Annotated in this window: 19 protein-coding genes and 1 pseudogene; 13 read left to right on the top strand and 7 right to left on the bottom strand. The window is 36.3% G+C overall.

Going from position 1 to position 23,559, the window contains the following annotated elements; genetic code table 11:
* The first annotated feature begins 101 nt into the window (after window positions 1-101).
* Entirely contained in the window at window positions 102-1,091 is a 990-nt protein-coding gene (hemB, locus tag FFS26_RS11305) for a porphobilinogen synthase (protein ID WP_062674069.1), read from the top strand.
* 79 nt (window positions 1,092-1,170) lie between these two features.
* Here the strand turns inward: hemB and FFS26_RS11300 are convergent, their stop codons facing one another.
* The gene (locus FFS26_RS11300; RefSeq protein WP_137905070.1) at window positions 1,171-1,464 is read right to left on the bottom strand and encodes a TM2 domain-containing protein; all 294 of its coding nucleotides are present in this window, start codon (window positions 1,462-1,464) and stop codon (window positions 1,171-1,173) included.
* Between the two features lie 154 nt (window positions 1,465-1,618).
* Here FFS26_RS11300 and lptB point away from each other — a divergent pair.
* From lptB to FFS26_RS11285, 3 genes and pseudogenes are all read left to right on the top strand, one after another.
* Window positions 1,619-2,344, top strand: a pseudogene (lptB, locus tag FFS26_RS11295) (LPS export ABC transporter ATP-binding protein); the annotation flags it as partial.
* Between the two features lie 503 nt (window positions 2,345-2,847).
* Entirely contained in the window at window positions 2,848-4,575 is a 1,728-nt protein-coding gene (locus tag FFS26_RS11290; RefSeq protein ID WP_110010097.1) for an ABC transporter ATP-binding protein, read from the top strand.
* Window positions 4,576-4,637: 62 nt separating this feature from the next.
* Complete coding sequence (locus FFS26_RS11285; RefSeq protein ID WP_110009994.1) at window positions 4,638-5,591, top strand: helix-turn-helix transcriptional regulator; 954 nt, start codon at window positions 4,638-4,640, stop codon at window positions 5,589-5,591.
* A gap of 159 nt (window positions 5,592-5,750) precedes the next feature.
* On the opposite strand, the gene FFS26_RS11280 is transcribed toward FFS26_RS11285, so the two are convergent.
* A complete protein-coding gene (locus tag FFS26_RS11280) occupies window positions 5,751-6,242 on the bottom strand; it encodes a DinB family protein (protein WP_110009992.1) in 492 nt (163 codons plus the stop codon).
* 172 nt (window positions 6,243-6,414) lie between these two features.
* On the opposite strand from FFS26_RS11280, the gene FFS26_RS11275 reads away from it, so the two are divergent.
* The 6 genes from FFS26_RS11275 to FFS26_RS11250 all read left to right on the top strand — a co-directional run bounded on the left by FFS26_RS11275 (window position 6,415) and on the right by FFS26_RS11250 (window position 13,745).
* The gene (locus tag FFS26_RS11275) at window positions 6,415-6,999 is read left to right on the top strand and encodes a hypothetical protein (RefSeq protein ID WP_110009991.1); all 585 of its coding nucleotides are present in this window, start codon (window positions 6,415-6,417) and stop codon (window positions 6,997-6,999) included.
* A 345-nt stretch (window positions 7,000-7,344) separates the two neighbouring features.
* Window positions 7,345-9,765 (top strand): TonB-dependent receptor plug domain-containing protein, encoded by a 2,421-nt coding sequence (locus FFS26_RS11270; RefSeq protein WP_137905068.1) that lies wholly within the window; start codon window positions 7,345-7,347, stop codon window positions 9,763-9,765.
* 180 nt (window positions 9,766-9,945) lie between these two features.
* Complete coding sequence (locus tag FFS26_RS11265) at window positions 9,946-10,515, top strand: cob(I)yrinic acid a,c-diamide adenosyltransferase (RefSeq protein ID WP_137905067.1); 570 nt, start codon at window positions 9,946-9,948, stop codon at window positions 10,513-10,515.
* Window positions 10,505-11,152, top strand: a complete 648-nt coding sequence (locus FFS26_RS11260; RefSeq protein ID WP_137905066.1) for a thiamine diphosphokinase — start codon at window positions 10,505-10,507, stop codon at window positions 11,150-11,152. Before FFS26_RS11265 ends, FFS26_RS11260 begins: the two co-directional genes overlap by 11 nt.
* A gap of 200 nt (window positions 11,153-11,352) precedes the next feature.
* Window positions 11,353-12,228 carry a tyrosine-protein phosphatase gene (locus tag FFS26_RS11255; RefSeq protein ID WP_137905065.1) on the top strand — a complete coding sequence of 292 codons (876 nt, stop codon included), beginning with the start codon at window positions 11,353-11,355 and terminating at the stop codon, window positions 12,226-12,228.
* Window positions 12,229-12,350: 122 nt separating this feature from the next.
* Entirely contained in the window at window positions 12,351-13,745 is a 1,395-nt protein-coding gene (locus FFS26_RS11250; RefSeq protein WP_002977177.1) for a decarboxylase, read from the top strand.
* A gap of 102 nt (window positions 13,746-13,847) precedes the next feature.
* Here FFS26_RS11250 and FFS26_RS11245 read toward each other — a convergent pair whose 3' ends face one another.
* Window positions 13,848-14,507: an HAD family hydrolase gene (locus FFS26_RS11245; RefSeq protein ID WP_137905064.1), complete on the bottom strand. Its 660-nt coding sequence runs from the start codon at window positions 14,505-14,507 to the stop codon at window positions 13,848-13,850.
* A 225-nt stretch (window positions 14,508-14,732) separates the two neighbouring features.
* Here FFS26_RS11245 and speB point away from each other — a divergent pair, with 225 nt between their 5' ends.
* The 3 genes from speB to FFS26_RS11230 all read left to right on the top strand — a co-directional run bounded on the left by speB (window position 14,733) and on the right by FFS26_RS11230 (window position 17,397).
* Window positions 14,733-15,590: an agmatinase gene (speB, locus tag FFS26_RS11240; protein WP_137905063.1), complete on the top strand. Its 858-nt coding sequence runs from the start codon at window positions 14,733-14,735 to the stop codon at window positions 15,588-15,590.
* 70 nt (window positions 15,591-15,660) lie between these two features.
* On the top strand, window positions 15,661-16,503 hold the full coding sequence (locus tag FFS26_RS11235; RefSeq protein ID WP_137905121.1) for a bifunctional helix-turn-helix domain-containing protein/methylated-DNA--[protein]-cysteine S-methyltransferase: 843 nt from the start codon (window positions 15,661-15,663) through the stop codon (window positions 16,501-16,503).
* A gap of 285 nt (window positions 16,504-16,788) precedes the next feature.
* Window positions 16,789-17,397 (top strand): alpha-ketoglutarate-dependent dioxygenase AlkB family protein, encoded by a 609-nt coding sequence (locus FFS26_RS11230; protein WP_110010096.1) that lies wholly within the window; start codon window positions 16,789-16,791, stop codon window positions 17,395-17,397.
* A 238-nt stretch (window positions 17,398-17,635) separates the two neighbouring features.
* Here the strand turns inward: FFS26_RS11230 and FFS26_RS11225 are convergent, their stop codons facing one another.
* The 4 genes from FFS26_RS11225 to FFS26_RS11210 form a co-directional block, all read right to left on the bottom strand.
* Window positions 17,636-19,495, bottom strand: a complete 1,860-nt coding sequence (locus FFS26_RS11225) for a CocE/NonD family hydrolase (RefSeq protein WP_137905062.1) — start codon at window positions 19,493-19,495, stop codon at window positions 17,636-17,638.
* Window positions 19,496-19,773: 278 nt separating this feature from the next.
* Entirely contained in the window at window positions 19,774-22,539 is a 2,766-nt protein-coding gene (locus FFS26_RS11220) for a TonB-dependent receptor (RefSeq protein WP_171006291.1), read from the bottom strand.
* A 96-nt stretch (window positions 22,540-22,635) separates the two neighbouring features.
* Window positions 22,636-23,055, bottom strand: a complete 420-nt coding sequence (locus FFS26_RS11215) for an SH3 domain-containing protein (protein WP_076596553.1) — start codon at window positions 23,053-23,055, stop codon at window positions 22,636-22,638.
* Between the two features lie 6 nt (window positions 23,056-23,061).
* On the bottom strand, window positions 23,062-23,550 hold the full coding sequence (locus FFS26_RS11210; protein ID WP_110009982.1) for a BON domain-containing protein: 489 nt from the start codon (window positions 23,548-23,550) through the stop codon (window positions 23,062-23,064).
* Window positions 23,551-23,559: the final 9 nt, after the last annotated feature.

Here is a 23,559-nt window from a genome sequence, read left to right as displayed (position 1 = left end):
GAATATATATAACAAATGTAATACATTCTGCAATTTCGTACAATAGTTTTTTGCAGAACTTATATTAAATTTGTAGAAACTTATTCAAAAAGTATTCCAAAATGATACATTCAAGAAATAGAAGACTTAGAGTTAATGAATCTATCAGAAGTCTGGTAAGAGAAAATGTGCTTACAACTGATGATTTTGTAATGCCGATCTTCGTAATGGAGGGCGAAAACAAGCAGGAGGCAATCCCGTCTATGCCGGGAATTTTCAGGCGCAGTATAGATTTAACGGTGAAGGAATGTAAGGAATTATTTTCTTTGGGGGTAAAAGCTGTCAATTTGTATATGAAAGTGTCAGAACATCTGAAAGACAATACAGGAAAAGAAGCCTGGAACAAAGACGGATTGATGCAGAACACCATCAAAGCAATCAAAGATGCCGTTCCGGGAATGATTGTAATGCCGGATGTAGCCTTAGATCCTTATTCAATCTATGGACACGACGGGATCATTGAAAACGGAAAAGTTGTAAATGACGCTACCAATGATGCACTGGCAAGAATGTCAGTATCTCATGCAGAAGCAGGAGCCGATCTTGTAGCACCAAGTGATATGATGGATGGCAGAGTAATGGTTATCCGTGAAGCTTTGGAAGAAAGCGGATTTACAGATGTAGGAATTGTAAGCTATGCTGCGAAATATGCAAGTTCTTTCTATGGCCCTTTCAGAAGTGCTTTAGACAGTGCTCCGAAAGATGATATGGAAATTCCGAAAGATAAAAAAACATATCAGATGGATTTCCACAACTCACGCGAAGCCTTGAATGAAGTATTTAAAGATATAGATGAAGGAGCCGATGTAATCATGATTAAACCGGGACTTCCTTACCTGGATATCGTTTCCAAAGTACGTGAAGCCATTGATCTTCCGATTGCAGTATACAATGTAAGCGGAGAATATGCCATGGTAAAAGCTGCTGCTCAAAACGGCTGGCTGGATAATGACAAAACGATCATTGAAAGTTTGACTTGTTTTAAAAGAGCAGGAGCAGATATGATCTTTACTTATTTTGCAAAAGAAGCAGCTATTCTTTTAAATAAATAATGATTAAATTCATTCCAATAAAAAAGAGACTACTCAATCGGTAGTCTCTTTTTATGTCTAATGAGGTGATGATAATTTTTTACAACCATCCTTTTTTTCCATAGACATAAGTATCATCGAATTGTTTATCGCTCATAAAAAGATAGAGAATTCCCTCAATAAAAGGAATAATTGAAGCCGTACCAAAAGTAACGACATTCAGAACCAGCTGAATAATTCCCTCCTTCGTATATCCAAGATAAAATTTATTTAAAGCCAGCCATCCCACAAGAATGCCCAATATAGCGGCCGGGATTTTCTTTTCTGAACGATAGGGAACATCGCTTTGCTGGTTTTGTCTATTTTCTGTTTTAGTATATCCGTAATTTTCCATTGCTTACTATTTATAATTGATTGATATGTTTTACGATGAGTAGATTAAAATGATGAAAAGTTACAATAGGTTGTAAATGAACAAGTTTGTATTTAACGTAAACAAGTTTAGATTAACGTATAAGTGAAGTTTATATTTTTGATATATTTGCCCTATGATTTTACGAGGAGAAAACTTAATCAAGGAATACGGTCCTAAAAAAGTTGTAAAAGGCGTTTCTGTACAGGTTCAACAGGGAGAAATTGTTGGTTTGCTGGGTCCGAACGGAGCAGGGAAAACCACATCGTTTTATATGATTGTAGGGTTGGTTAAGCCCACTTCAGGAAAAATTTTTTTGGATAAGCAGGAGATTACTACAGATGCTATGTACCGAAGAGCCCAGAAGGGAATCGGGTATCTTGCTCAGGAAGCTTCGGTTTTCAGAAAGTTGTCTGTGGAAGAAAACATTATGGGAGTATTACAGCTGACCAAGCTTTCGAAGCGTGAACAGCAGATCAAATGTGATGAACTGATTGAGGAGTTTTCTTTGCAGCATGTCCGTAAAAACAGAGGAGATCTTCTTTCCGGGGGAGAAAGACGTAGAACCGAGATTGCACGCTGTTTGGCCACAAGCCCGAACTTCATTCTTTTGGATGAGCCTTTCGCAGGGGTAGACCCGATTGCCGTAGAAGATATTCAGAAAATCGTAAGAAGTCTTGTTGATAAAAATATCGGAATTCTGATTACCGACCACAACGTACAGCAAACCCTGGCAATTACTAATAAAACCTATATCATGTTTGAAGGAAAGATCCTTAAAGAAGGACTTCCGGAAGATCTTGCCAATGATCCGCAGGTAAGAGAAGCTTATCTGGGTGAAAATTTCGTGTATCAGAGTATTCTGGATAAGCCTAAAAAGAAGAAGTATGCTTACAATATCTGGGCTGGTAATTTTGATTCAAAATCACAGCTGCAGGGATTTGTCAATGAAAATTTCAGTCAGTTTGATGATCTTAGATTGTTACATGGCTTTGAAGAAGTCAGCTTTGCAACCTTAGCGAATTCTGAAATTGAACATATTTTCAATGATGTAGTGGATAAAAATGCCAACAATTCATTTGTTTTACAGAAGAAGGAAATCAATTCCCAATATTCTTTAGAACAGGCAGAAGCAGAGTCTAAAGAAGCCAGCAGAAAAGAACTGCACTACCTTACAACCTATGTATTTGAAGGATAAAATATAAGCATTCACTTGCTGAACATGATAATAAAACGTACCTTTTTCTTTTGAAAGCGGTACGTTTTTCATTTAAAATGATTTCTATGGCTAAACCTTTTAACAGAACCGTCACCCTATTCGGAATCTATAAACAGCTTGTCCCGTTCATCAGACCTTACAGACCTATGATTTACGGAACATTGTTTCTTACTTTTCTGGGAGCTCTTGCAGCACAGGTGAACCCGATTGTTCTGAAATATACAGTGGATGAGGTTACCAAGCTTACTCACCTTCCACATCCGATGTCGGAGGGAATTCATATTCTCATTATTATTTCCATTATTTTACTGGGAAAAGAATTATTGAACATCTTTATCAACTTCGGACAGAAATTTTATGGCGAAAAAATAAGGATCAATGTGAGCTCAGTGTTGGCACAATCAGCCATTGATAAGATTTTAACCTACAGAGTCGCTTATTTTAATGATGAAAACCATGAGTCCGGAAAATTACAGATCAGAATAGACCGTGGAATAGAAAGTCTGACAAGATTGGTTCAGAACTTTTTTATTGATATCCTTCCTCTTTTTTCCAATGCCATTATTGCCCTCATCATTATGTATATGCAGAATGTGTATGTGGGACTGGTTTCTACGATTATTGTACCGATCTATTTCTACATCAGCTCCCTGCAGGCCAAAAAACTGGGCGGAGTGAGGCGTCAGCTTAGGAATCAGAGAGAAAAAAAGACCTCCGGACTTTTGAACCTGATCAATTCTATTATGGTTATTAAAAGCTTTGTCCGTGAAAAATTTGAAGGGAAAAAACAATATGACCTTCAGATGGAGCTGATGGAAAGCCAGATGATCACAAGAAGAACCAATTTTATTTATGATGGTTTAAAAACGTTCATTGAACAATTTGGAGTTGTTTTGATTATCCTTTTAACCGTTTATCTGGTGCTTGACCAGCAAATGACTATCGGTGCTATCATGCTTCATATTATGCTTTTTAACAATGTCTCAGCGCCTATCCGACAGCTTCACAGAATCTATGATGATATGAACGATGCCATGATTTACGCCGAAGGGTACTTTGATATTTTAAATGCAGATCATGAAACAGAATCCAACGGAAACTTTGTAGAAAAAGAAATCAAAGGAACTTTTGAATTGAAAAATGTGGATTTTACTTACCCTAACGGTACAAAAGCTTTGCATGATGTTTCCATGAAAATTGAAAACGGAAAAACGACTGCTTTGGTAGGGTTGAGCGGTGCAGGAAAATCAACGGTGATCAATCTTTTGTGTAAATTCTATCTTCCGGATTCTGGAGAAATCCTTCTGGATGGAGTCAACCTTAATGAATATGAAAATACTTTCCTGAGAAGCGATCTTGGGTTGGTACTTCAGAAAAATCATATCTTTCAGGGAAGCATAGAAGATAATATCCGTTATGGAGATATGAATGCTAGTTTTGAAAAAATTCAGGAGGCTGCAAAAAAAGCTTATCTGCATGATCAGATCATGGATCTTCCTGAAAAATATCAGCATGATGCTACTCAGCTTTCAGGAGGACAGCAGCAGAGAATTGCCATTGCCAGACTGTTTCTTAAAAATCCACCGATTATTTTTCTGGATGAACCTACAGCCAGCCTTGATGCTATTGCCACCGAACAGATCAAGAATTCTCTGGATGCTATTAAAGAAGGAAGAACGGTGATCATTATTTCCCATTCTCTTTCACAGATCCTGGATTCAGACACCATTTATGTGATGAAAAAAGGCAGAGTGGTTGAAAATGGAACTCATGATGAACTGTACAATAAAGAAGGAACATACCGTGAGATTTTTGATGCCTCTGCCCGGAGTCTTAATCTCGATAAACTGGTGAATACTTTTAAAGAAAATTAAAGTCAAAAAGCCCTCTCATTTATAAGTCATACCTCAAAAAAGAATTTTAGCTTTGTTCCATCATGAACGATCACTATTTAAAAAAGCTCGATAGGGTAACGGCCATCCTTACCCAGTTGCAGTCGAAACCTGTTGTACGCGCTCAGGATCTGGCTGAAAAGTTTGATGTAAGTATCAGAACTATTTACCGTGATGTAAAAACCCTGGAAAATGCCGGTATTCCTATTGTGGGAGAAGCTGGAAACGGCTATTCTTTAATGGAAGGCTATAAGCTTCCTCCGATCATGTTTACCAAAGAAGAAGTGTTAAGTTTCATTACCGCTGAAAAGCTGATGCAGAAATTTTCCCACCAAAGCCTGGGAAATCATTATCAGGCTGCCATGGAAAAAGTACGTTCGGTACTGAAATATTCTGATAAAAATCTGATTAAAAATATCGAGAAGCAAATAGATGTTTTCAGTTTTCATACAGATTCCGGAGATTCACTGAAAAACGTAATTCCTATTATCCTGGAAAGTATTGCGGAGAAAACCCAGCTCAATATCAGGTATAAGACTGTAGATGAAAGAGTAAACAACAGAACGATTGAAACAGTTGGTATGTTTTTCGAATTTAATTTCTGGTATATCATGGCCTACTGTACCTTGAGAAAAGATTTCAGACAGTTTCGTATCGACCGAATTCTGGAAATCTCAAAAACACAGAATCCTTTTTTACAGGAATACGGACAGGTGAATGATTACCGTAAAAAATCAAACGGAAATAAGGTTAAAGCCAAACTGCTGGTTGATAAAAAGATCATGAATCATCTTGTAAATTCTAAAAAATATTACGGATTGATAGAAGAAGTAGAAACCGAACAAGGGATGGAACTCACCTTTGAAACAGAATGGATCAGTGATGGATTTCCCCGCTGGCTCATTACTTTTGCAGATTATGCTACCGTTCTGGAACCGGAAAGTCTTCGTGTCCGTTTGAATGAACTGCTTGTAAAAATGGTTGAAAGACATCAATAATAAAACCCCAACAAGACTGTTGAGGTTTAAAGACTTAATTGAGGCAATAAATGAAATGGTTTACGGAAAAGGCATAATTGCAAATAAGAAAATTTGTTGTGTCGCAAAAAAAGATATAAGTTTTGTTTACCCTTTCTGCAATTTTACCTTCCCATTGTATTAAAATCTCTCCCAGAAGAAAGGAGGTTCAATCCCTAAAGCTCTTAAATAAACATATCCCTGCCCACGGTGGTGGATTTCGTTATCAATAAAATACAGAATATTTTCATACACCGGGAATTCATATTGTCCGAACAGGTTGAATACTTCCTGGAAACGCTCTTCAGAAATCTGATTGAAATAGTGGTTGATTACTTCTGTTTCTTCATCCCACTTTTTTAATAACTCTTCTTTAGTTGAAGGATTGAACCCTTCTTCATTATAACCTTCCATATTCCCTTCAATGATTCCTTTCAAAGCAGGACCTGCAATGCTGATCATCTCTGTGGCAAGTTTGGCAAAAGGTCTCATCCCTCCAACGGAAAATTCAAATAATTCTTTTTCAGGAAAAGCTTCAATCACTCTTCTTGTAAGATTTCTGTGTCCCTGCCAGTCTTTTAATAACTGATCTGTAGTCATGAATTGTTTAGTGGCTGTTGCTGTAGTTGTCATAATGTTTTGTTTTTTGTTTGTTGTTGATACAAAGGTAAGAGAGGTTTATGACAACAGTTTGTCAGCAGGATTTTTCATATTGAAAAAATATTTTTTTCTTTGCTAAAATATCCTGGCCCGTTTTTACGTTAGAAAAGAGGATATTAATAAAAAAATCGCTATTATTAGAATTATGAAGAAGTATATTTTGCCTGTTATTACTGGTTTTTTATTAGTATCATGCAATAAGATTGAGGAAAAAATTGACCAGACTGTTCAGAAAACAACAGAAGCAGTACAACAAAAAACACATCAGGCTGTAGAAGAAACAGTCAAGAAAACAGTCAATGAATCTATAAATTCTTTAACCAACGCCGAAGACGTAAAGTTTAATACCGTTTTCCCTGGTACAGGTGCTTCCATTGTTTCTGAAGAAAAAGGAAAGAAAATTAAAATTCCGGGAAGACCAGAAGGATATATCTTTAAATATAAAGCCGACATTACAGTGTTGCTGCCATTTTTGGAAAGTCAGCCAACGTCTGATGAAAATAAATCTGATAAAACTGCCAGAAAGATTGATGGCCAGAACATTATTGATAAAATAAGCTTTCTGTCAAAATTCCTTCCTGAAAATACTTTTGATACCAGTATTCTCGAAGATATTAAATCCGATAAAAATATTCAGTATTATAAGCTGAAAAGATTTCCGAACAGTAGTACCATTATCTACAACCCAAAAAATCAGACCATCATACAATACGTAGAGGTAAATAAATAATTTGGATATGGCCGGTTTCTCCCGGCCATTTTTTATTTCCATTCATTTTTCGATTATTGCGAGCCATAGCAAACGCTTCTCAACTCATTGAAAATTACTTTTCAGAACGAATAAAATCATGTTTATTTCTGATGTTAACTAATTGATTTTTTTATACAAATTTGATGTTATTGATTTATATTTTTTATTGTTATTAATAAATCACTTTACGTTTCGTATATTAATTCTTGTTTTTATGAAATGGCATGGTTTTCGTAAATATTAAATAAAATTGTTATTATATTTTTTATTTTTATGTTTAATGTTGATTTTTTTACTAGTTTTATTGAATAATTAACAATTAATATGAAGGAAAATTTATTGAATAGAAAAATCTATGTCTTAGTATTAAGCGGAGCTGGTGTTATGGGATATGCTCAGGACAGCATAAAACAAAATAAAATAGACGAAGTGGTGGTGACCACGGGGAGAACTAAGCCCAGAACCATCATTACCTCAGCAATTCCTATAGACAATATTTCAGCAGCGCAGCTAAAATCTACAGGTCAGGTTACTTTTGACAAAGCTTTAACCTATGCTGTTCCCTCTTTTAATTCATCACAACAAACTGTTTCTGATGCCACGGCCCATTTTGATCCGGCAGACTTAAGGGGTTTGGGGCCTTCCAGAACATTAGTTTTAGTTAATAATAAAAGAAAAAATCAAAGTGCTCTCATTTACGTAAATGATACACCGGGAAAAGGTGAAGTAGGTACAGACCTGAAAAGTATTCCTTCAGCAGCCTTACAAAACGTAGAGGTCCTGAGGGATGGAGCATCTGCACAATACGGATCTGATGCTATTGCAGGAGTGATCAATATTATCCTTAAGAATGGTGTTGGGAAAAGCACAGTGAATCTCTTTTCCGGAATTACTTCAAAAGGAGACGGTTTCAATATCGGAGCAGATTTTAATACAGGAATCAGGGTTGCAAAAACGGGAAGCCTGAATCTTACCTTAGGATTTTCTTCCCAAAATAAAACGAACCGCGCAGGTTCTGTTACAAAAGATGAACTTTTTGGGGTGGATAATGCCTGGACTCAGGCCAATCCCGGTTTAGGAATGATCATCGGGCAGCCGGAGACCAAAGTGGGCAATATGTTTGTAAATTTTGAATTGCCAACAGGTGAGACGGGTAAATTTTATGCTTTTGGGGGGACAACTTACAGAAATGGGACCAGTTTTGCTTTGTACAGAACACCTTATTGGGTACCGTCAGATTTTGGTTTATTAACTCCAAAAGGACAGGCTTACAATGGATTTCAGCCGGAATTTAAAACAGATGTTTATGATTATAATTTAACCTCCGGATGGAAAGGAATGTTTGGAAAATGGAGTTTTGACGGGAGTGCCACCTTTGGCTCTAATGCAGTAGATTATGCTGTAGCAAATACCATTAATACTTCTTTAGGAGCAAATTCACCAACTTATTTTAAAGCAGGTGGTCATCAGTTCAGTAATATGATAGGAAACATAGATGTCAGCAGAGATTTTGGTGCACTTGTTTTAGGAGCCGGAGTTGAGGTGCGCAATGAAAACTATCAGGCAAGGGCAGGAGAAGAAGCTTCTTATATAGGAAGTGGCGCGGAATCCTTTCCGGGACTGCAGCCTCAAAATGAAGTCAATAAAAACCGTCAGAATATCGGAGCCTATTTCAATGCTGAATGGGATGTTACAAAAAACCTATTAGTTGGAGGAACGGTGAGATATGAAAATTTCAGTGATTTCGGAAATAATGTTTCCTGGAAAGGAAATGCAAGATATAAATTGCTGGATGATAAATTGGTTTTCCGTGGATCTGTTTCTACAGGATTCCGTGCCCCTTCCTTACACCAGATATATTATTCCAATGTTCAGACTAAAATTACAGGGAATACAGTAGCCAATCAGGGTACCTTTAATAATGACTCTCCAATTGTAAGATCTGATCTTGGGGTTCCAAAATTAAATGCTGAAAAAGCCTTTAACATTACCGGGGGATTGGCTGTAAAACCTTTTAAAAATCTTACTATTACAGCAGATTATTACAGAATAAAAATTGAAGACCGTGTACTTTTTTCAGGAGATATTGGATACAAAACCGGAGCTCCCGGAAGTCCGGATCTGTCAAACCCTGTGGAAGTCATATTAAACAATAATAAAATAACTTCCCTGAAGTTTTTCACCAATGCTGTCAATACAGTTACTCAGGGAATAGACTTTGTCGCGAATTATTATACTTCAGCTATTGGAAAAGGAAGATTAGGCGTTATTGCTGCCTTCAATTATAACGAAACTAAAATAGTAGATAATATTGCTGTTCCGTCTATTTTGGCGCAAAATGGCTATTCAGAAAACTTTTTTGACAGAAAGGAACAATCCAGAATTACTTCTGCAAGGCCAAAAACAAAAACGATCCTTAGTCTGTCGTATGACATTACAAAGTTTAATTTTAACCTTAATAATACCTATTTTGGTTCTGTTACATGGCAGCATGCCACTGATCCTGCCAAAGATCAGACATTTTCCGGTAAGGTGGTTACAGACATCGTTTTAACCTATAAAATCACGAATGACCTTAAAGTTTCCGGAGTCGTAAATAATTTATTTAATATTTACCCGGACGTCATAGACAGCAAAGGAGATGTAGTGACAGATCTTGGAGGAAGATTCAAATATCCGTGGGAGGTCAACCAGTTTGGATTTAACGGAACCACTTTTCAGCTTAATGTTAATTACACATTTTAATGTATAAATAAATAATTAGTGCTTTAATATAGGGAAAGTAACCCCAAAAGATATAAAAGCCATCTACGCAAATACTAACTGACATTAATTTCTAATGTCAGTTTTATTTTTTCAGATAGAATAGGAAGTTATTACTACATTTTACTTTTTACATTGTATAAAAAAAGGTATTTTAGTACTATGAAAATTTATACAAAGACAGGAGATAAAGGTCAGACTGCATTGTATGGCGGAACAAGAGTTTCCAAAGCCAGTGCAAGAGTAGACAGTTATGGAAATATAGATGAGCTGAATTCATTCATTGGAATTGCAAAAAGCCATATCGAAAATGAAGAAGTGCTGAGACAGCTGAAGAAAATACAGTTTGATTTATTCACTGTAGGTTCAGAGGCGGCAACACCTGTGGATAAGCTGATGCTTGCCAATGGAAAATCCCGTCTTCCGATCATTATTTCAGAAACAGAAATTGAAGAACTGGAACAATGGATGGATGCTTTTGACGAAAAACTGGAACCGCTTCAGTATTTTATTCTGCCTGGAGGAGGTAAACCGGCGACCTTTTTACATGCAGCCCGAACAATATGCAGAAGAGCAGAGCGTTCACTGGTATTCCTGAATGAATCTGAGGAAGTACGTCCCGAACTGATTAAATATTTAAACAGGCTTTCAGATTATCTTTTTGTATTGGCCAGATATATTTCAAAACTGAACAACGAACCGGAAGAATACTGGAACCCGAATGAAAGATAAAACATTACTTTTCATCAACGGAGATGCTCCAAAATCATTACCCAACCCCGAAAATTATGAATTGATTGCCTGCACAGACGGTGCCTTTCATTATTTAAAAAGAATGGGATTTCCTTTGGATAAGCTGGCTTTTATATCTGGCGATTTTGATTCGCACTCCGGATCAGATGAAGATATGTATGAGGAAAAATTCATCCTTACATTAGATCAGGAAAAAACAGATTTTCATAAAGCGCTGGAAATTATTCAGGAAAAAGGTTTTTCAGAGGTCGATGTTTTTGGAGGAAGCGGTGGTGAACAGGATCATTTTCTTGGGAATCTTACCGTTGCTTTTGCATTCAAAGACCTGATGAATATTAAATTTTATGATGAGTTTTCAGAATATTATTTCATTCCCAATCATTTTACATTGAAAGGAGCGAAAAACAGGATGATTTCTCTTTATCCGTTTCCATCAGTGAATAATATCACGACAAAAGGTCTCAATTGGCCCTTGACTAATGAAAGCCTTAGCATTACTTCAAGAATAGGAACCCGGAATTTCGCTGTTGAAGATGAGGTTTCTATAGAGTATGAATCAGGAGATGTCTTGTTTTTTGTAGGGATCAAGGAGATTGAATATCCTGCAATTTATTAGAGTGATGATTATCAATAGAAATGGGCCTTACCCATTGTAAAAAAAGACTGTCATTAAGCACAAATTACACCAATGTTTTTCACAAATGGCACTAATTTTATATCAATAGGAACGGACAATAATCCTGAACTTAGACGAAGGAAGCACGTTTAATAAAATACAAGAATCCATTGGCTTCAGCCAAAATTTATTAAAAACCATTGAATAAACTAATCAGAATATCAGTTTTCACCATTTCATTATGCTGTATTTTCTCATGCAAAACACAGCATTTTGAAACACCCGAATATGGAAAAAATGAAACTGAAAAAGTGATCCCGATCAGGAAAGTAACCAATTTCCGTACGGTAGGAAATATCAAAAATGCAGATGGAAGAACTTTAAAAGAAGGGAAATTTTACCGGAGTGCCCATCTTCATAAGCTTAAAAAGAAATCTTTCGACGATTTTGAAAAGTTGGGAATCAAAGAAATTATTGATCTCAGAAACTCCAGGGAAATTGCTCAAAAGCCCGATCAGTTGCCTTCGGAAAATGTTTACAAAAACTTCTCAGCATTTGAAGATGAAGGAGATCAGCTGGCTCAGGCCAAAAAACTTGTTCTTAAAGGTAAAGTAAATGCTTCCGATGCTGATAAAAGAATGATCGATTTTTACCGCGAGTACGTTACCGGAAATCCGGAAATGATAAAAAGAATTATTACGGAAATACTGGAATCCAAAGATCCTATCCTTTACCATTGTACCGCAGGAAAAGACAGAACCGGAATTACCACCGCACTAATTCTTGCCATTCTGAAGTTTGATAAAGAGACTGTTTATAATGAATATCTTTTATCCAATAACTACAGAAAAAATCTTGTTCAAAAAAGATTACGCCTTGCCAGTACTTTACATTTCCTCTATCCGAAAATGGATTTACAGGTGCTGGAAAAACTCAGCTGGGTAGAAAAAAGATACCTTGATGCGGCTTTTGAAGAGATCAATAAAAAATATGGCTCTACAGATGTCTATATTCAGCAGGTATTAGGGATTTCAGATGCCAGAAGAAAAGAATACATTCAGAAGTTTACGTATTGATTATCAGAGATAAATTTTTCTGGGATTCAATATTGAGTGTTTATTTAAAATTATAATAATTTTAACACCTAAAAATGAAAGTTTTTTAGCAATTTTGCATTTCTTAATTCACTTGTTTAGAAATGAAAATAAAGTACTCGGAACTTATTGATCAGACATTATATTTTCCTACGGAGGAATTTAATGTTTCTGAGAACAATTTGTTGTTTCACGATATTCCGTTAATGGATGTTGTTGAACAATTTGGCACCCCGCTAAAGATTAGCTACCTGCCGAGAATTTCTCAAAATATTCAGAAAGCGAAAGGCTGGTTTAAAGAAGCTTTTGAGAAAACCGAATATAAAAAGAATTATACCTACTGCTATTGTACAAAATCCAGTCATTTTAATTTTGTATTGGAAGAAGCTCTGAAGAATGATATTTCAATAGAAACATCTTCAGCTTATGATATGGATATCGTAAAATCTCTTTATGAGAAGGGTAAGGTAGATAAGAATATCGAAGTGATCTGTAATGGTTTTAAAACCGATGATTATCTGGCAAAGATTTCAGATATGATCAATAGCGGATTTGAAAATATTACGCCGATTCTTGATAATTACAGAGAGCTGGATAAGCTTACTGAAAGTATTGATTCCACTTTTGATATCGGAATCAGAATTGCATCAGAGGAAGAACCGAAGTTCGAATTCTATACCTCAAGATTAGGAATCGGATATAAAGATATTATTCCTTATTACAGCCAGAAGATCGCGGAACATCCGAACGCAAGATTGAAAATGCTTCATTTCTTTATCAATACAGGGATTAAGGATACAGCATATTACTGGAATGAATTGTATAAATGTCTTCGTGTATATGCACGTCTGAAAAAAATCGCTCCGGAAGTGGATTCACTGAACATCGGAGGTGGATTCCCAATCAAAACTTCTTTGAATTTTGATTATGACTATCAGTACATGGTGGAAGAAATCGTTTCTCAGATCAAAAAATTCTGTGAAGAGGAAGGAGTAGAAGAGCCTAATATTTATACTGAATTCGGAAGCTTTACCGTAGGGGAAAGTGGGGCCAACCTTTATAAAATCATTTCTCAGAAACGTCAGAACGACAGAGAAAAATGGAATATGATTGATTCTTCTTTCATGACCACTCTTCCTGATACATGGGCCATTTCAAGACACTTTATCATGCTTCCGCTTAACCGTTGGGAAGATACGTATGAAAGAGTATTCTTGGGAGGACTGACTTGTGATTCGGATGATTATTATAACTCTGAACAGCATACCAATGCCATTTATTTACCTGTTTTCAGTGATACAAAACCTTTGTATATCGGATTCTTCCATACCGGAGCTTACCAGGAAACAATCGGAGGATATGGCGGAGTACATCACTGTCTGATGCCTCAGCCGAGACACGTCCTGATTCAGAAAGATGAAAACGGCGAATTACAATATGAGATTTTCCGTGAGAAACAGGAACCGGAAGATGTATTGAAACTTCTTGGTTATAAATAATTTATATCAATAGGAACGGGCTTTAGCCCGTTTCATCAAGAATAATAAATTACATTGGCTTTAGCCAAAACAAAGCTCTCAGACAAACTGAGAGCTTTTTATTTAAAAATATTTTGAAATCTTATCCAGTTCTAATTCTTCATAATCTGAAACCACAGTATCTGCCAACGTATAATCCTGATTTTTTGAATGTGGGCTTCTGTATGCTGCACAAAAGATTTTTGCACGGTGCGCAGCCAAAATTCCGTTGGTGGAATCTTCAATAACCATACAGTTTTCAACAGGTTCTCCTGCCATTTCAGCGGCCAGTAAAAAAACTTCAGGATGAGGTTTTGATTCTTTTAAATCCGCACCGCTGATCTTTCCGCTGAAATATTGCTCCAGTCCGAATTTTTCAAAAACCATATTGATGGTTACCATTGTAGCAGAAGATGCCAGAATCAGTTTGAGTCCGTTTTCATGATAATGCTCTATCAGTTTTCTTACTCCCGGAATTAAATCAAACTCATCATCATTGTAAAAGTAATCCTTGAAATGAGATCTTTTTAATCCAGCAATGGCTTCATAAGTCTGATCTAAATTAAATTCATTAATCAATGTTTCAGAGACTCTTTTGGTGGAAGCACCAGTAAAAGAAGTGTACAGCTCCTCGGAAACTACGATTTCCAGTTCGTCAAAAGTTTTGAAATAAGCTTTTCTATGTAAGGGTTCCGTATCTACAATAACTCCATCCATATCGAAAAGTACAGCTTTTAAAGGCATATAATGAGTTTTATACAAAAATAGTTATTTGAGTTGAGAGTGGAAAGGGAAGAGGTAACAGATGATAGATAATAGATGATAGATGATAGATGATAGATGATAGGTTTTAGGTAGCAGACTTGTAACTCATAAACTCGCCGACACTCTTACTCTCCAACTCATAAACTCTTCGTATCTTTGTGGTCAATATTTCAATTTTAAAACATTAAAATTTTTAAATAAAGCATGAGAACATACGCAGGAATTCCCGAGGAAAACGCAACGTTAGAGAATTCGAAAGTAATGTTGGTAACTGTTCCTTACGATGGAACTTCAACATGGGGGAAAGGAGCTGATAAAGGTCCGGAATTATTCTTAAACGCTTCTGAAAACATGGAGCTTTACGATATTGAAACTCAAACAGAACCTTACTTACAGGGAGTTTACTTAGCAGGAGAAGTTTCGGAAAATTCTTCACCGGAAGCAATGACGGAAGCGGTTTATCAGAAAACAAAAGAGCTTTTGGACAATGACGGTAAATTATTTACTCTTTTCGGTGGAGAGCACTCTGTTTCTATCGGTTCTATCCGTGCAGTAGGAGAAAAATTTGAAAATTTAACAGTACTTCAATTAGACGCTCATACAGACTTACGTCCAGAGTTTCACGGTTCTACTTCCAACCACGCTTGTGCTGTTTTTGAAGCCAATCAAAAGCATAATCTGGTACAGGTGGGAATCCGTTCTATGGATATTGAAGAAACGCAATATTTACCTGAAGGAAGAGTATTTTTTGCTCACGAAATTGCCAACAACGAAAACTGGATCAACGATGTATTGGAAAAAGTATCGGGAAATGTGTATATCACTATTGATTTAGATGCTTTTGATCCTTCTATTGCCCCATCTACAGGAACTCCTGAGCCAGGTGGATTACAATGGTATCCAACGCTGGAATTATTAAGAAAAGTATTTGAAAAATGTAATGTAGTAGCATTTGATATTGTAGAATTAATGGATTCACCAATGGCTAAGCCAACAGCTTTCCTGTCTGCAAAGTTATATTACAAAATGCTTGCTTACTACGATATTTATAACAACAACTAATATTCCGCAAGAATCGGATTTTTTCTGCCGTATATTCTTTGGATATTTGTGAGGTAAAAACAATAATATGATGTCCACACAAAGTCAGATAGATTATAACAGAATTGCCAAAGCGATAGAATATATCCGGAGCAATTTCAGGCTTCAGCCAAGTTTGGAGGAAGTGGCAGAAAATATTCACTTAAGTCCGGCTCATTTCCAGAAAATCTTTACAGATTGGGCAGGAACAAGTCCGAAAAAATTTTTACAGTTCATCAGTCTTGAACATGCTAAAAATTTATTGAAGGAAGAAAAAGCAAGCTTGTTTGATACCGCCTATGAGACAGGACTTTCAAGTACCAGCAGGCTTCATGACCTGTTTGTAAAGATTGAAGGAATGTCTCCGGCAGAATATAAAAACGGAGGAAAAAGCCTTAGTATTCATTACAGTTTTTCCGGAAGTCCTTTCGGAAATATCTTAGTAGCTTCTACAGAAAAAGGAATCTGCTATATGGCTTTTGAAGACGATAAAGAAAAAGCATTCGGGGAACTGAAACAAAAATTCCCCAATGCTTCTTTTATTGAAAAACAGGATGCCCTTCAAAAGAACGCACTGTCCATATTTGATAAAGACTGGACAAAACTCAACACAATAAAACTACACTTAAAAGGAACCGATTTTCAGTTGAAAGTATGGGAAAGTCTGCTGACTATTCCGATGGGTAAACTGTCTACTTATGGCAAGTTAGCCGAAAAAGTAGGAAATCCTAAAGCCTCCAGAGCAGTGGGAACGGCTATTGGAAGTAATCCGGTTGCATTTCTTATCCCATGCCACCGCGTGATTCAGTCTACAGGACATCTCGGTGGCTACCGATGGGGAAGTGATAGGAAACAGTTGATTGTGGGTTGGGAGGGCTCACATATTTACTCGTAATCTATTTTACCACAAAAGGATTCTGCAATTATTAAGTTTTTGGCTAAAGCCAATGGATTCTTGTATTTTATTAAACGGGCTGAAGCCCGTTTCTATTGATATAAAAATTCGTGTCATTAGTGAAAAACATTGGTGTAATTTGTGTTTAATGAAAGAATCTTTTGTGGCTGAAAACTATTAATTGAAGTTTTGGCTAAAGTCCGTTTCTATTGATGCGAAAATTCGTGTCATTTGTGAAAAATATTAGTGTAATTTGTGTTTAATGAAAAAAAATTAAAAACGATGATGAGCCTTTTCGAAGAAATATCAGATTATCCCCTAAATATCCTTCCACACGATGGAACCGTTCATTATTATGGCAAGGTCTTCACCAAAGAACAATCAGATTTTTACTATAAATATCTGCTTAATCAGATTCCGTGGGAGAATGATGAGGCGGTAATCTTTGGAAAACTGATTTTAACCAAAAGAAAAGTGGCCTGGTTTGGAGAAAAAGCATTTGAATACACTTATTCAAAAAGAACAAAATATGCAAAATTCTGGACTCCCGAATTACTGGAGCTGAAGAAAAAATGTGAAGAAGTGTCGGGAGAAACCTACAATTCCTGTCTGCTTAATTTGTACCACGACGGAAGTGAAGGAATGGCCTACCATAGCGATGGCGAGACAGATCTGAAAAAACATGGAGCCATTGCTTCTCTGACTTTTGGCGCCGAAAGAAAATTTTTATTTAAACATAAAGTAACTAAAGAAAAAGTTGAGATATTCCTCGAAAACGGAAGTTTATTAATTATGAAAGGAACTACCCAGGACAACTGGCTTCACAGGCTTCCACCCACTACAAAAGTGAAAACTCCAAGAGTCAACCTGACTTTCAGAACCATTGAAGAATAGTTTTTAAGAGAAATTTTATCCATAACGTTTGTTACTCCGAAGGAGTCCCAATGATGCTTTATCTAATGGCAAGCTGTTTACGCAGACTTTAGAGAATTACGCTTATCATCTCCATCAATAGAAGTGGGCTTTAGCCCACTTAAACCAAAAGAACAAAATCATCCGGCTTTAGCCAAAACCAAAATAAACTTCAAGCTCTAAAAACAAAAAAGCTGTTCAAACGAACAGCTTTTTCAATTTATTTTAAAATTTCAGCTTCAATGGAGCTGTCATCATATACTTTAATAAATGCTTTGGTGTAATCCTCTTTATTGGCAAAATTCGGGTTATCCATAAATTTCTGTGGGTTGATGGCGAAAAGCGGAAACCACGTACTGCTGATCTGTATCTGGATTTTGTGTCCTTTTTTAAACGTATGAACTACATCCTGAAGTCTGAAATTAACAGCAGTTTTCTGGTTAGGAACCAGAGCTTCTCCCTTTTCTTTGGTATTTCTGAATCTTGCAGGCATGATCTCACTTCTTACCATCTGGTGGTAGTTGCCATAGATAACGCCTTCTTTCTTTTCTGCAGGCTGAAAATCTTCAGGATAAACATCAATCAGTTTTACTGCAAAATCGGCATCTGTAGACGTGGAAGCAATATTCAGTTTAGCCATAATCTCTCCGGCAAATGTAATATCATCAGTCAATACATCAGTAGTGAATGTTAATACATCTGGTCTTCCTACAGCAAATCTCTGGTCTTCCGACATATAATTTTTTGGAGTGAAACCGTTAAAGTCTTTTAAATGATCTGAGCTTAGAACAGGATTGTTAGGATCACTATAATATTCAGAATAGCCTTGTCCTGATGATTTTTTCAGGGTTTTATCAGAAAGATAGAAATTCACTTTCTGAGCATTTTTCGGTGGGTAAGAAGCAAATTCCTTCCATGCTTTAGCACCGGTGTCATACATCAGTGCTTCAGGAAGTCCTGCATCTTCTTTTGTATTGCCTTTCAGATAATGATTGAAAAACCTTGTTTCAATATTTTTTTGGTAGTAAGTAGCAATACTATCTCCAAAATACGTTTCACTGTGAAAATGTTTTCCCTGCTCCTGGGACCAGCCGCCATGGGAGAAAGGTCCCATAACGATGGTATTTTTGGCCTTAGGGCTTGTTTTTTCGATGGTTTTATAAATATTCAATGGTCCTGAAAGATCTTCTGCATCAAACCATCCTCCGACAGTCATTACAGCGTGATTAATATTCTTTAAGTGAGGAAGAAGACCTCTTTTTTGCCAGAATTCATCATAGTTGGTATGATTCATAATCTCTGTCATGAAGAAATTATTCTTGTAATATTTTTCATATCCATCTTTCAGCGTACCCATATCTCTGTAGAATTTCAAACCGTCTTCAGAAGTCTGTTTGATGAAAGAATCCATATACCAGGCCTGTTTCTCTGGCTGCGTTTTTTGAACCCCAAAAACAGGGAATGTTCTGAAATAGCCGAGCATAAATCTTCCGTTGTGAAGAAAGTCGTCATTCCAGAAATCAGAAATAGGTGCCTGTGGTGAAGAAGCTACCAAAGCAGGATGCTGTGACAACGTTCCTACAGCAGTATAGAATCCCGGGTATGATGTACCGAATTGGCCTACTTTACCATTGTTATCTTTCACATTTTTCAAAAGCCATTCGATGGTGTCATAAGTATCAGTACTTTCATCAACATCTTTTTTGGTCTTGCGTTCCACCTGCGGTGTCATATTGGTAAAAGTACCTTCACTCATATATCTTCCGCGTACGTCCTGATACACGAAAATATACTTGTCTTTCATAAGATACGTGTTGGGACCTACCTTTGCTTTATATTCACTTTCTCCGTACGGTGCAATGCTGTAACAGGTTCTCTGCATCAGGAACGGATATTTGTTTTTGTTCGATATATCTTTCGGAATATATACCGCAGTAAAAAGTTTCACGCCATCACGCATTGGAATATAAAATTCTTTCTTGGTGAAATTGTCTTTAACGAAGGTATCTTTCTGTTCCGTTTTCTGAGCTTTTCCAAGAATGAAAAAAAGAATACATAATACTGAAATATGGATTTTCATAAAAAAAATTTGATGCTAATTTAAAAATAAAAACACGTTTATTCGTAAATCTTGTTTAAAAGGTTGTTGTTGTCAGTATCTATCTGGATGAGTAAGATAATATTTCATGGTAAACCACCCCGTCAAAAATTCTTTGAATTTTCGCCACCCCTCCGGAGGATGGGAATATAACGTCTTCAGTTGTAATATCGTTCAGGAATGAAATTCAGTATATACATAAAAATAGCCGGAAAGATCCGGCCATTATCAAAAATTATATATAAAGTATGGTGTGATTATTACTTCTTTTTTCCTGCAAATTTATTCAGTTTCATGCTGATGGAGAACATGATATATCGTTTCAGGATGAGATCTTCACGGTCTTCAAAATAAGAATCGGTGATCGTTCTTCTTACGCTTTGATTTTGATTTAAAACATCATAAACTTTTACTTTTGCCGTAAACTGTTTTTTATAGAACGAATATCCAAGGCTGGTATTCCAGAAGTAGAAGTCCTTTTTAAAGCCCGGAGCAATATTGGAATTGGTATTGTATTCAAAATCGTTTCCAAATACGAAATTGCCTTTCAGCATATAATTGGTGAGTTCCAGTTTTAAGGATTGATTGGCTGTATTTACATTCGTTACATTATAATTGGTATAATTGGAGAAACTGTATCCAAGTCTGTAAGAAGGTTTGATGGTCATTTTATCCTTGATTTCATAGGTAAGATTAAGACCTGGGTTTAGATTGTAAGAATTGCTGGTGAAAGATTGTCCGTCAATAAAACCGTTATTGTAAGCATAATTCATGGTGAGTCTTGGATTGATAATAAGTTTATTATTCTTCCATTTCAATACTTTACTAAAACCTCCGCCGGCATTGATGCTTTTATTTCCGCTTACGTTGTCATAAGTAATTACCTGTTTCCCTGCATTATCATAGGTGGAAAAATTGATGATGTCATTATTTCTGTACGTAAAGCCAATATTGAAATAGTAGCTGAGGTCTTTTACTTTATTATAATTGTTGAAATACACATAAAGATTGTTGGTCCAGGTATTTTTCAAATCAGGGTTTCCCTGATAGGTAATCAAAGGATTGGATTCATCTTTATATGGAGTCAATTGTTCTGCGGTGGGAATGGTGAAGTTGGAATAGTTATAAATGTTCAAGGTTTTTCCTTCACTCAGCTGATAGTAAAGATTGACATTATATTGGGGCAGTACAAAATTTTTCTGCAGATCATATTGCTGTCCGTTATAGATAGAATTTACCTTCATATCTGAAATATCAAGATTCATGGAAGCCCAGAAATTCAGTTTCTTTTTATTAATCTGATATGTAAGCTCAGGAGAGATCTGATTAATTCTTTGCTTCATATTGTTGGATAAAAGCTGATTGTATTTAGTGTAGTCTCCGGTTGTATTATCAAAATCATTTACATTCCTCAAGTCTCTGGTAGATCGGGTTTCATATTTCACTTCAAAACTTACACTGGACGAATCGGAAACAGGTTCTGTATATCCGGCATTGAAATTGAAACTGCTGTTCTGATTTTTATTTTTGGCTAATTGATCCCTGTTGTCTGTTGATATTCCATTGGATTGATAGAACGTGTTTTGAGATTGATTCAGATTATCCCTTCTGGATTCTGAAATGGAACTGTTCATATTAGCGGAAATTGAACGGCCTTTTTTTCTGAATTTTCTTGAAAAATAGAGATATGGATTAAATGAATTGCTTTCCGAATCATTACTGGAATACGCATTACTTTCATTCAGAAGACTGCCATTCCTTAAAGAAGAGGATCTTGAGTTATTGAAACTGAAACTGCTGTTTTTTGTAAATCTCGGAGAAAGGTAGATACTTGTCATAGAATCCAGTTTGATTTTAGCCGAAGTATCAAAACTGTATTGTTTGGATTCATTTTCTCCATTGCTTTCAGAATTGGTCTGAAGCGTGTAAGCAGGGAGAAGGGTAGACCTTGAGACTTTAGACCTTGTTTCTGTATTAGAATCGGAATTCATTAGACTGAAGGAATCCAGATCGGCATCTTTTCCAAGTTTGTCACTGTAGTTTAAGCCAATGGTCGTAGACCTTTGAATTCCTTTTGTACCACCTCCCTGGTTAAAGTAAGTTACATTTCCTACCGTTGAGACAGATCCTCCCTGCATCATCCAGGCATTCCGGCCATTACCCATGCTGTCAAAAACCTCATCTCTGGAAAATCCCTGGGAATTGATATTGTTGGAAGAAGCCAACAAACTTATTTTCGTATCCCCTTTAAAATAACTGGCCAGTCCGCTTGCTTCATACCGCTTGTCTGATCCATAGCCGACCGTAAGTCTTGTCAGCAAACCTTTATTTTTCTTTTCATCAATATTAAAGTTGATAGTGGTATTCTGGGATTTGGCTGCTTTTCCGCTCAGTTCCTCCTCCTTTGTTTTGGTGGTGGTAAACTGGATATTCTTGATGATATCTGCAGGTAGATTTTGGAGGGCAATTTTACCGTCTTTATCAAAGAAAGGTTTTCCGTTGATCATGATTTGATCCACCTCTTTTCCATTCACCGTAATTTTTCCTTCATTGCTGATCTCTACACCGGGAATCTGCTTCAGAAGTTCCTCAATTTTACTGTCAGGTCTTACTTTGATTGCGGCTGCATTAAATTCAATAGTATCTTTTTTAATTTTTACCGGAGAAACCGTAATTTTTACCTCATCAATCGTATTCACAATGCCTTGTTTCTCGAGCTGAATATCCCCCAGTGATAATGACAGGTTTATTTTTTCAAATTTTTTCGAATAGGAAGATAATTTATCAGCGTCTACTTTAAGAATGGAAGGTTCTTTTATGTCATCAATTTTCAGAGAAAATTTCCCTTCTTTGTTGGTAGCTGTGTAATTGATAATGGATGAGTCTTTTTCTTTCAAAAGATAAACGGTGGCATTTTCTATCGCTTTCTTTTCATAATCGGATATTTTTCCGTCAATGTGTAGTTTTTGGGCGTGCAGAATAATGACTGTGAACATCAAAGTCAATAGCAGCAGAGTTTTCTTCATTAGTTTTTTTTTCAGAGCCGTAAAAATATAAAAACATCCCAAATCTGGGATGTTTCGATGTTTTTTTTGTGAAAATTTATTATTTTTTAATAAAAATTATGCTCTTAAATATCTTGAATAAGCATATCCTTCCTGACCATCTGCATTTTTCACTTTCCACCAGTCATCAGAAGTCTGCTCAATAAGAGTTACAGAAGAACCTTTTGCAGCTTTACCTACAACGGCAGCCTCAGTAGAAGGTTCCTGTCTGATGTTAAGATTAGATTCTTCAGTAGCCACTGTTAAAGAAGCCCCTGAAGCAAGACCTGCAACCTGTACATCAATATTGATATCTGAAGCAGAATAAGTAGAATCAATAGCTCCTAAAGCATTCCATACAGCATCTTTAGCTGCAGTATTGGAAGCATTTCCGGAAACATAAAGAATTCCATCCTGCTCCTGAACCTGAAGATTGGAAATCCCTGCAGACTGTGCCGCTGAAACTACACTTGAATATTTATCTTGTAATTCGCTCATCTTTAATTATTTTACGATTAGGTTGTTGTTATACTTTCCGATTTTCAAAGCATCTACAGATTCTTTGATTTTTCTGGCCTGTAAAGCAGAAACATTTCCTGTAAGCGTAAGCTGTCCGTTTACAACTTCTACTTTTACAGAAGGGAAATCCTTCACCGCATCCTGAACTTTTTTCTGAACAGCAGGATCTACAGCAGAAGCAGTTTCCACTGGTGCAGGTGCAGGTGCAGCTGCTATAGTAGACATATCCATTACGTCTTTTACCCCGCTGATAGCTTTTAATTTAGCAATCATTGCGTCTTTAGACTGTTGATCTGCGAAAGTACCGCTTAAGTGAGCTACACCTTCTTTTACTTCAACAGAAGCATTGGGATTAGAAGTTACTATAGTTGTAGCCTGAGTCTGAAGGTCGGCATCAGAAACTTTCTTTTTACAAGAAATAGCACCGAAAGATACAGCTACAGCTAATGCAGCCATTGCAATAGTTTTTTTCATATTGTATAT

The sequence above is a fragment of the Chryseobacterium sp. 2VB genome (genome assembly GCF_005503635.1).
GTDB lineage: Bacteria > Bacteroidota > Bacteroidia > Flavobacteriales > Weeksellaceae > Chryseobacterium > Chryseobacterium cupriresistens.
The sequence above is the reverse complement of the archived record's forward strand: the minus strand, read 5'-3'. Positions and strand labels throughout refer to the sequence as shown.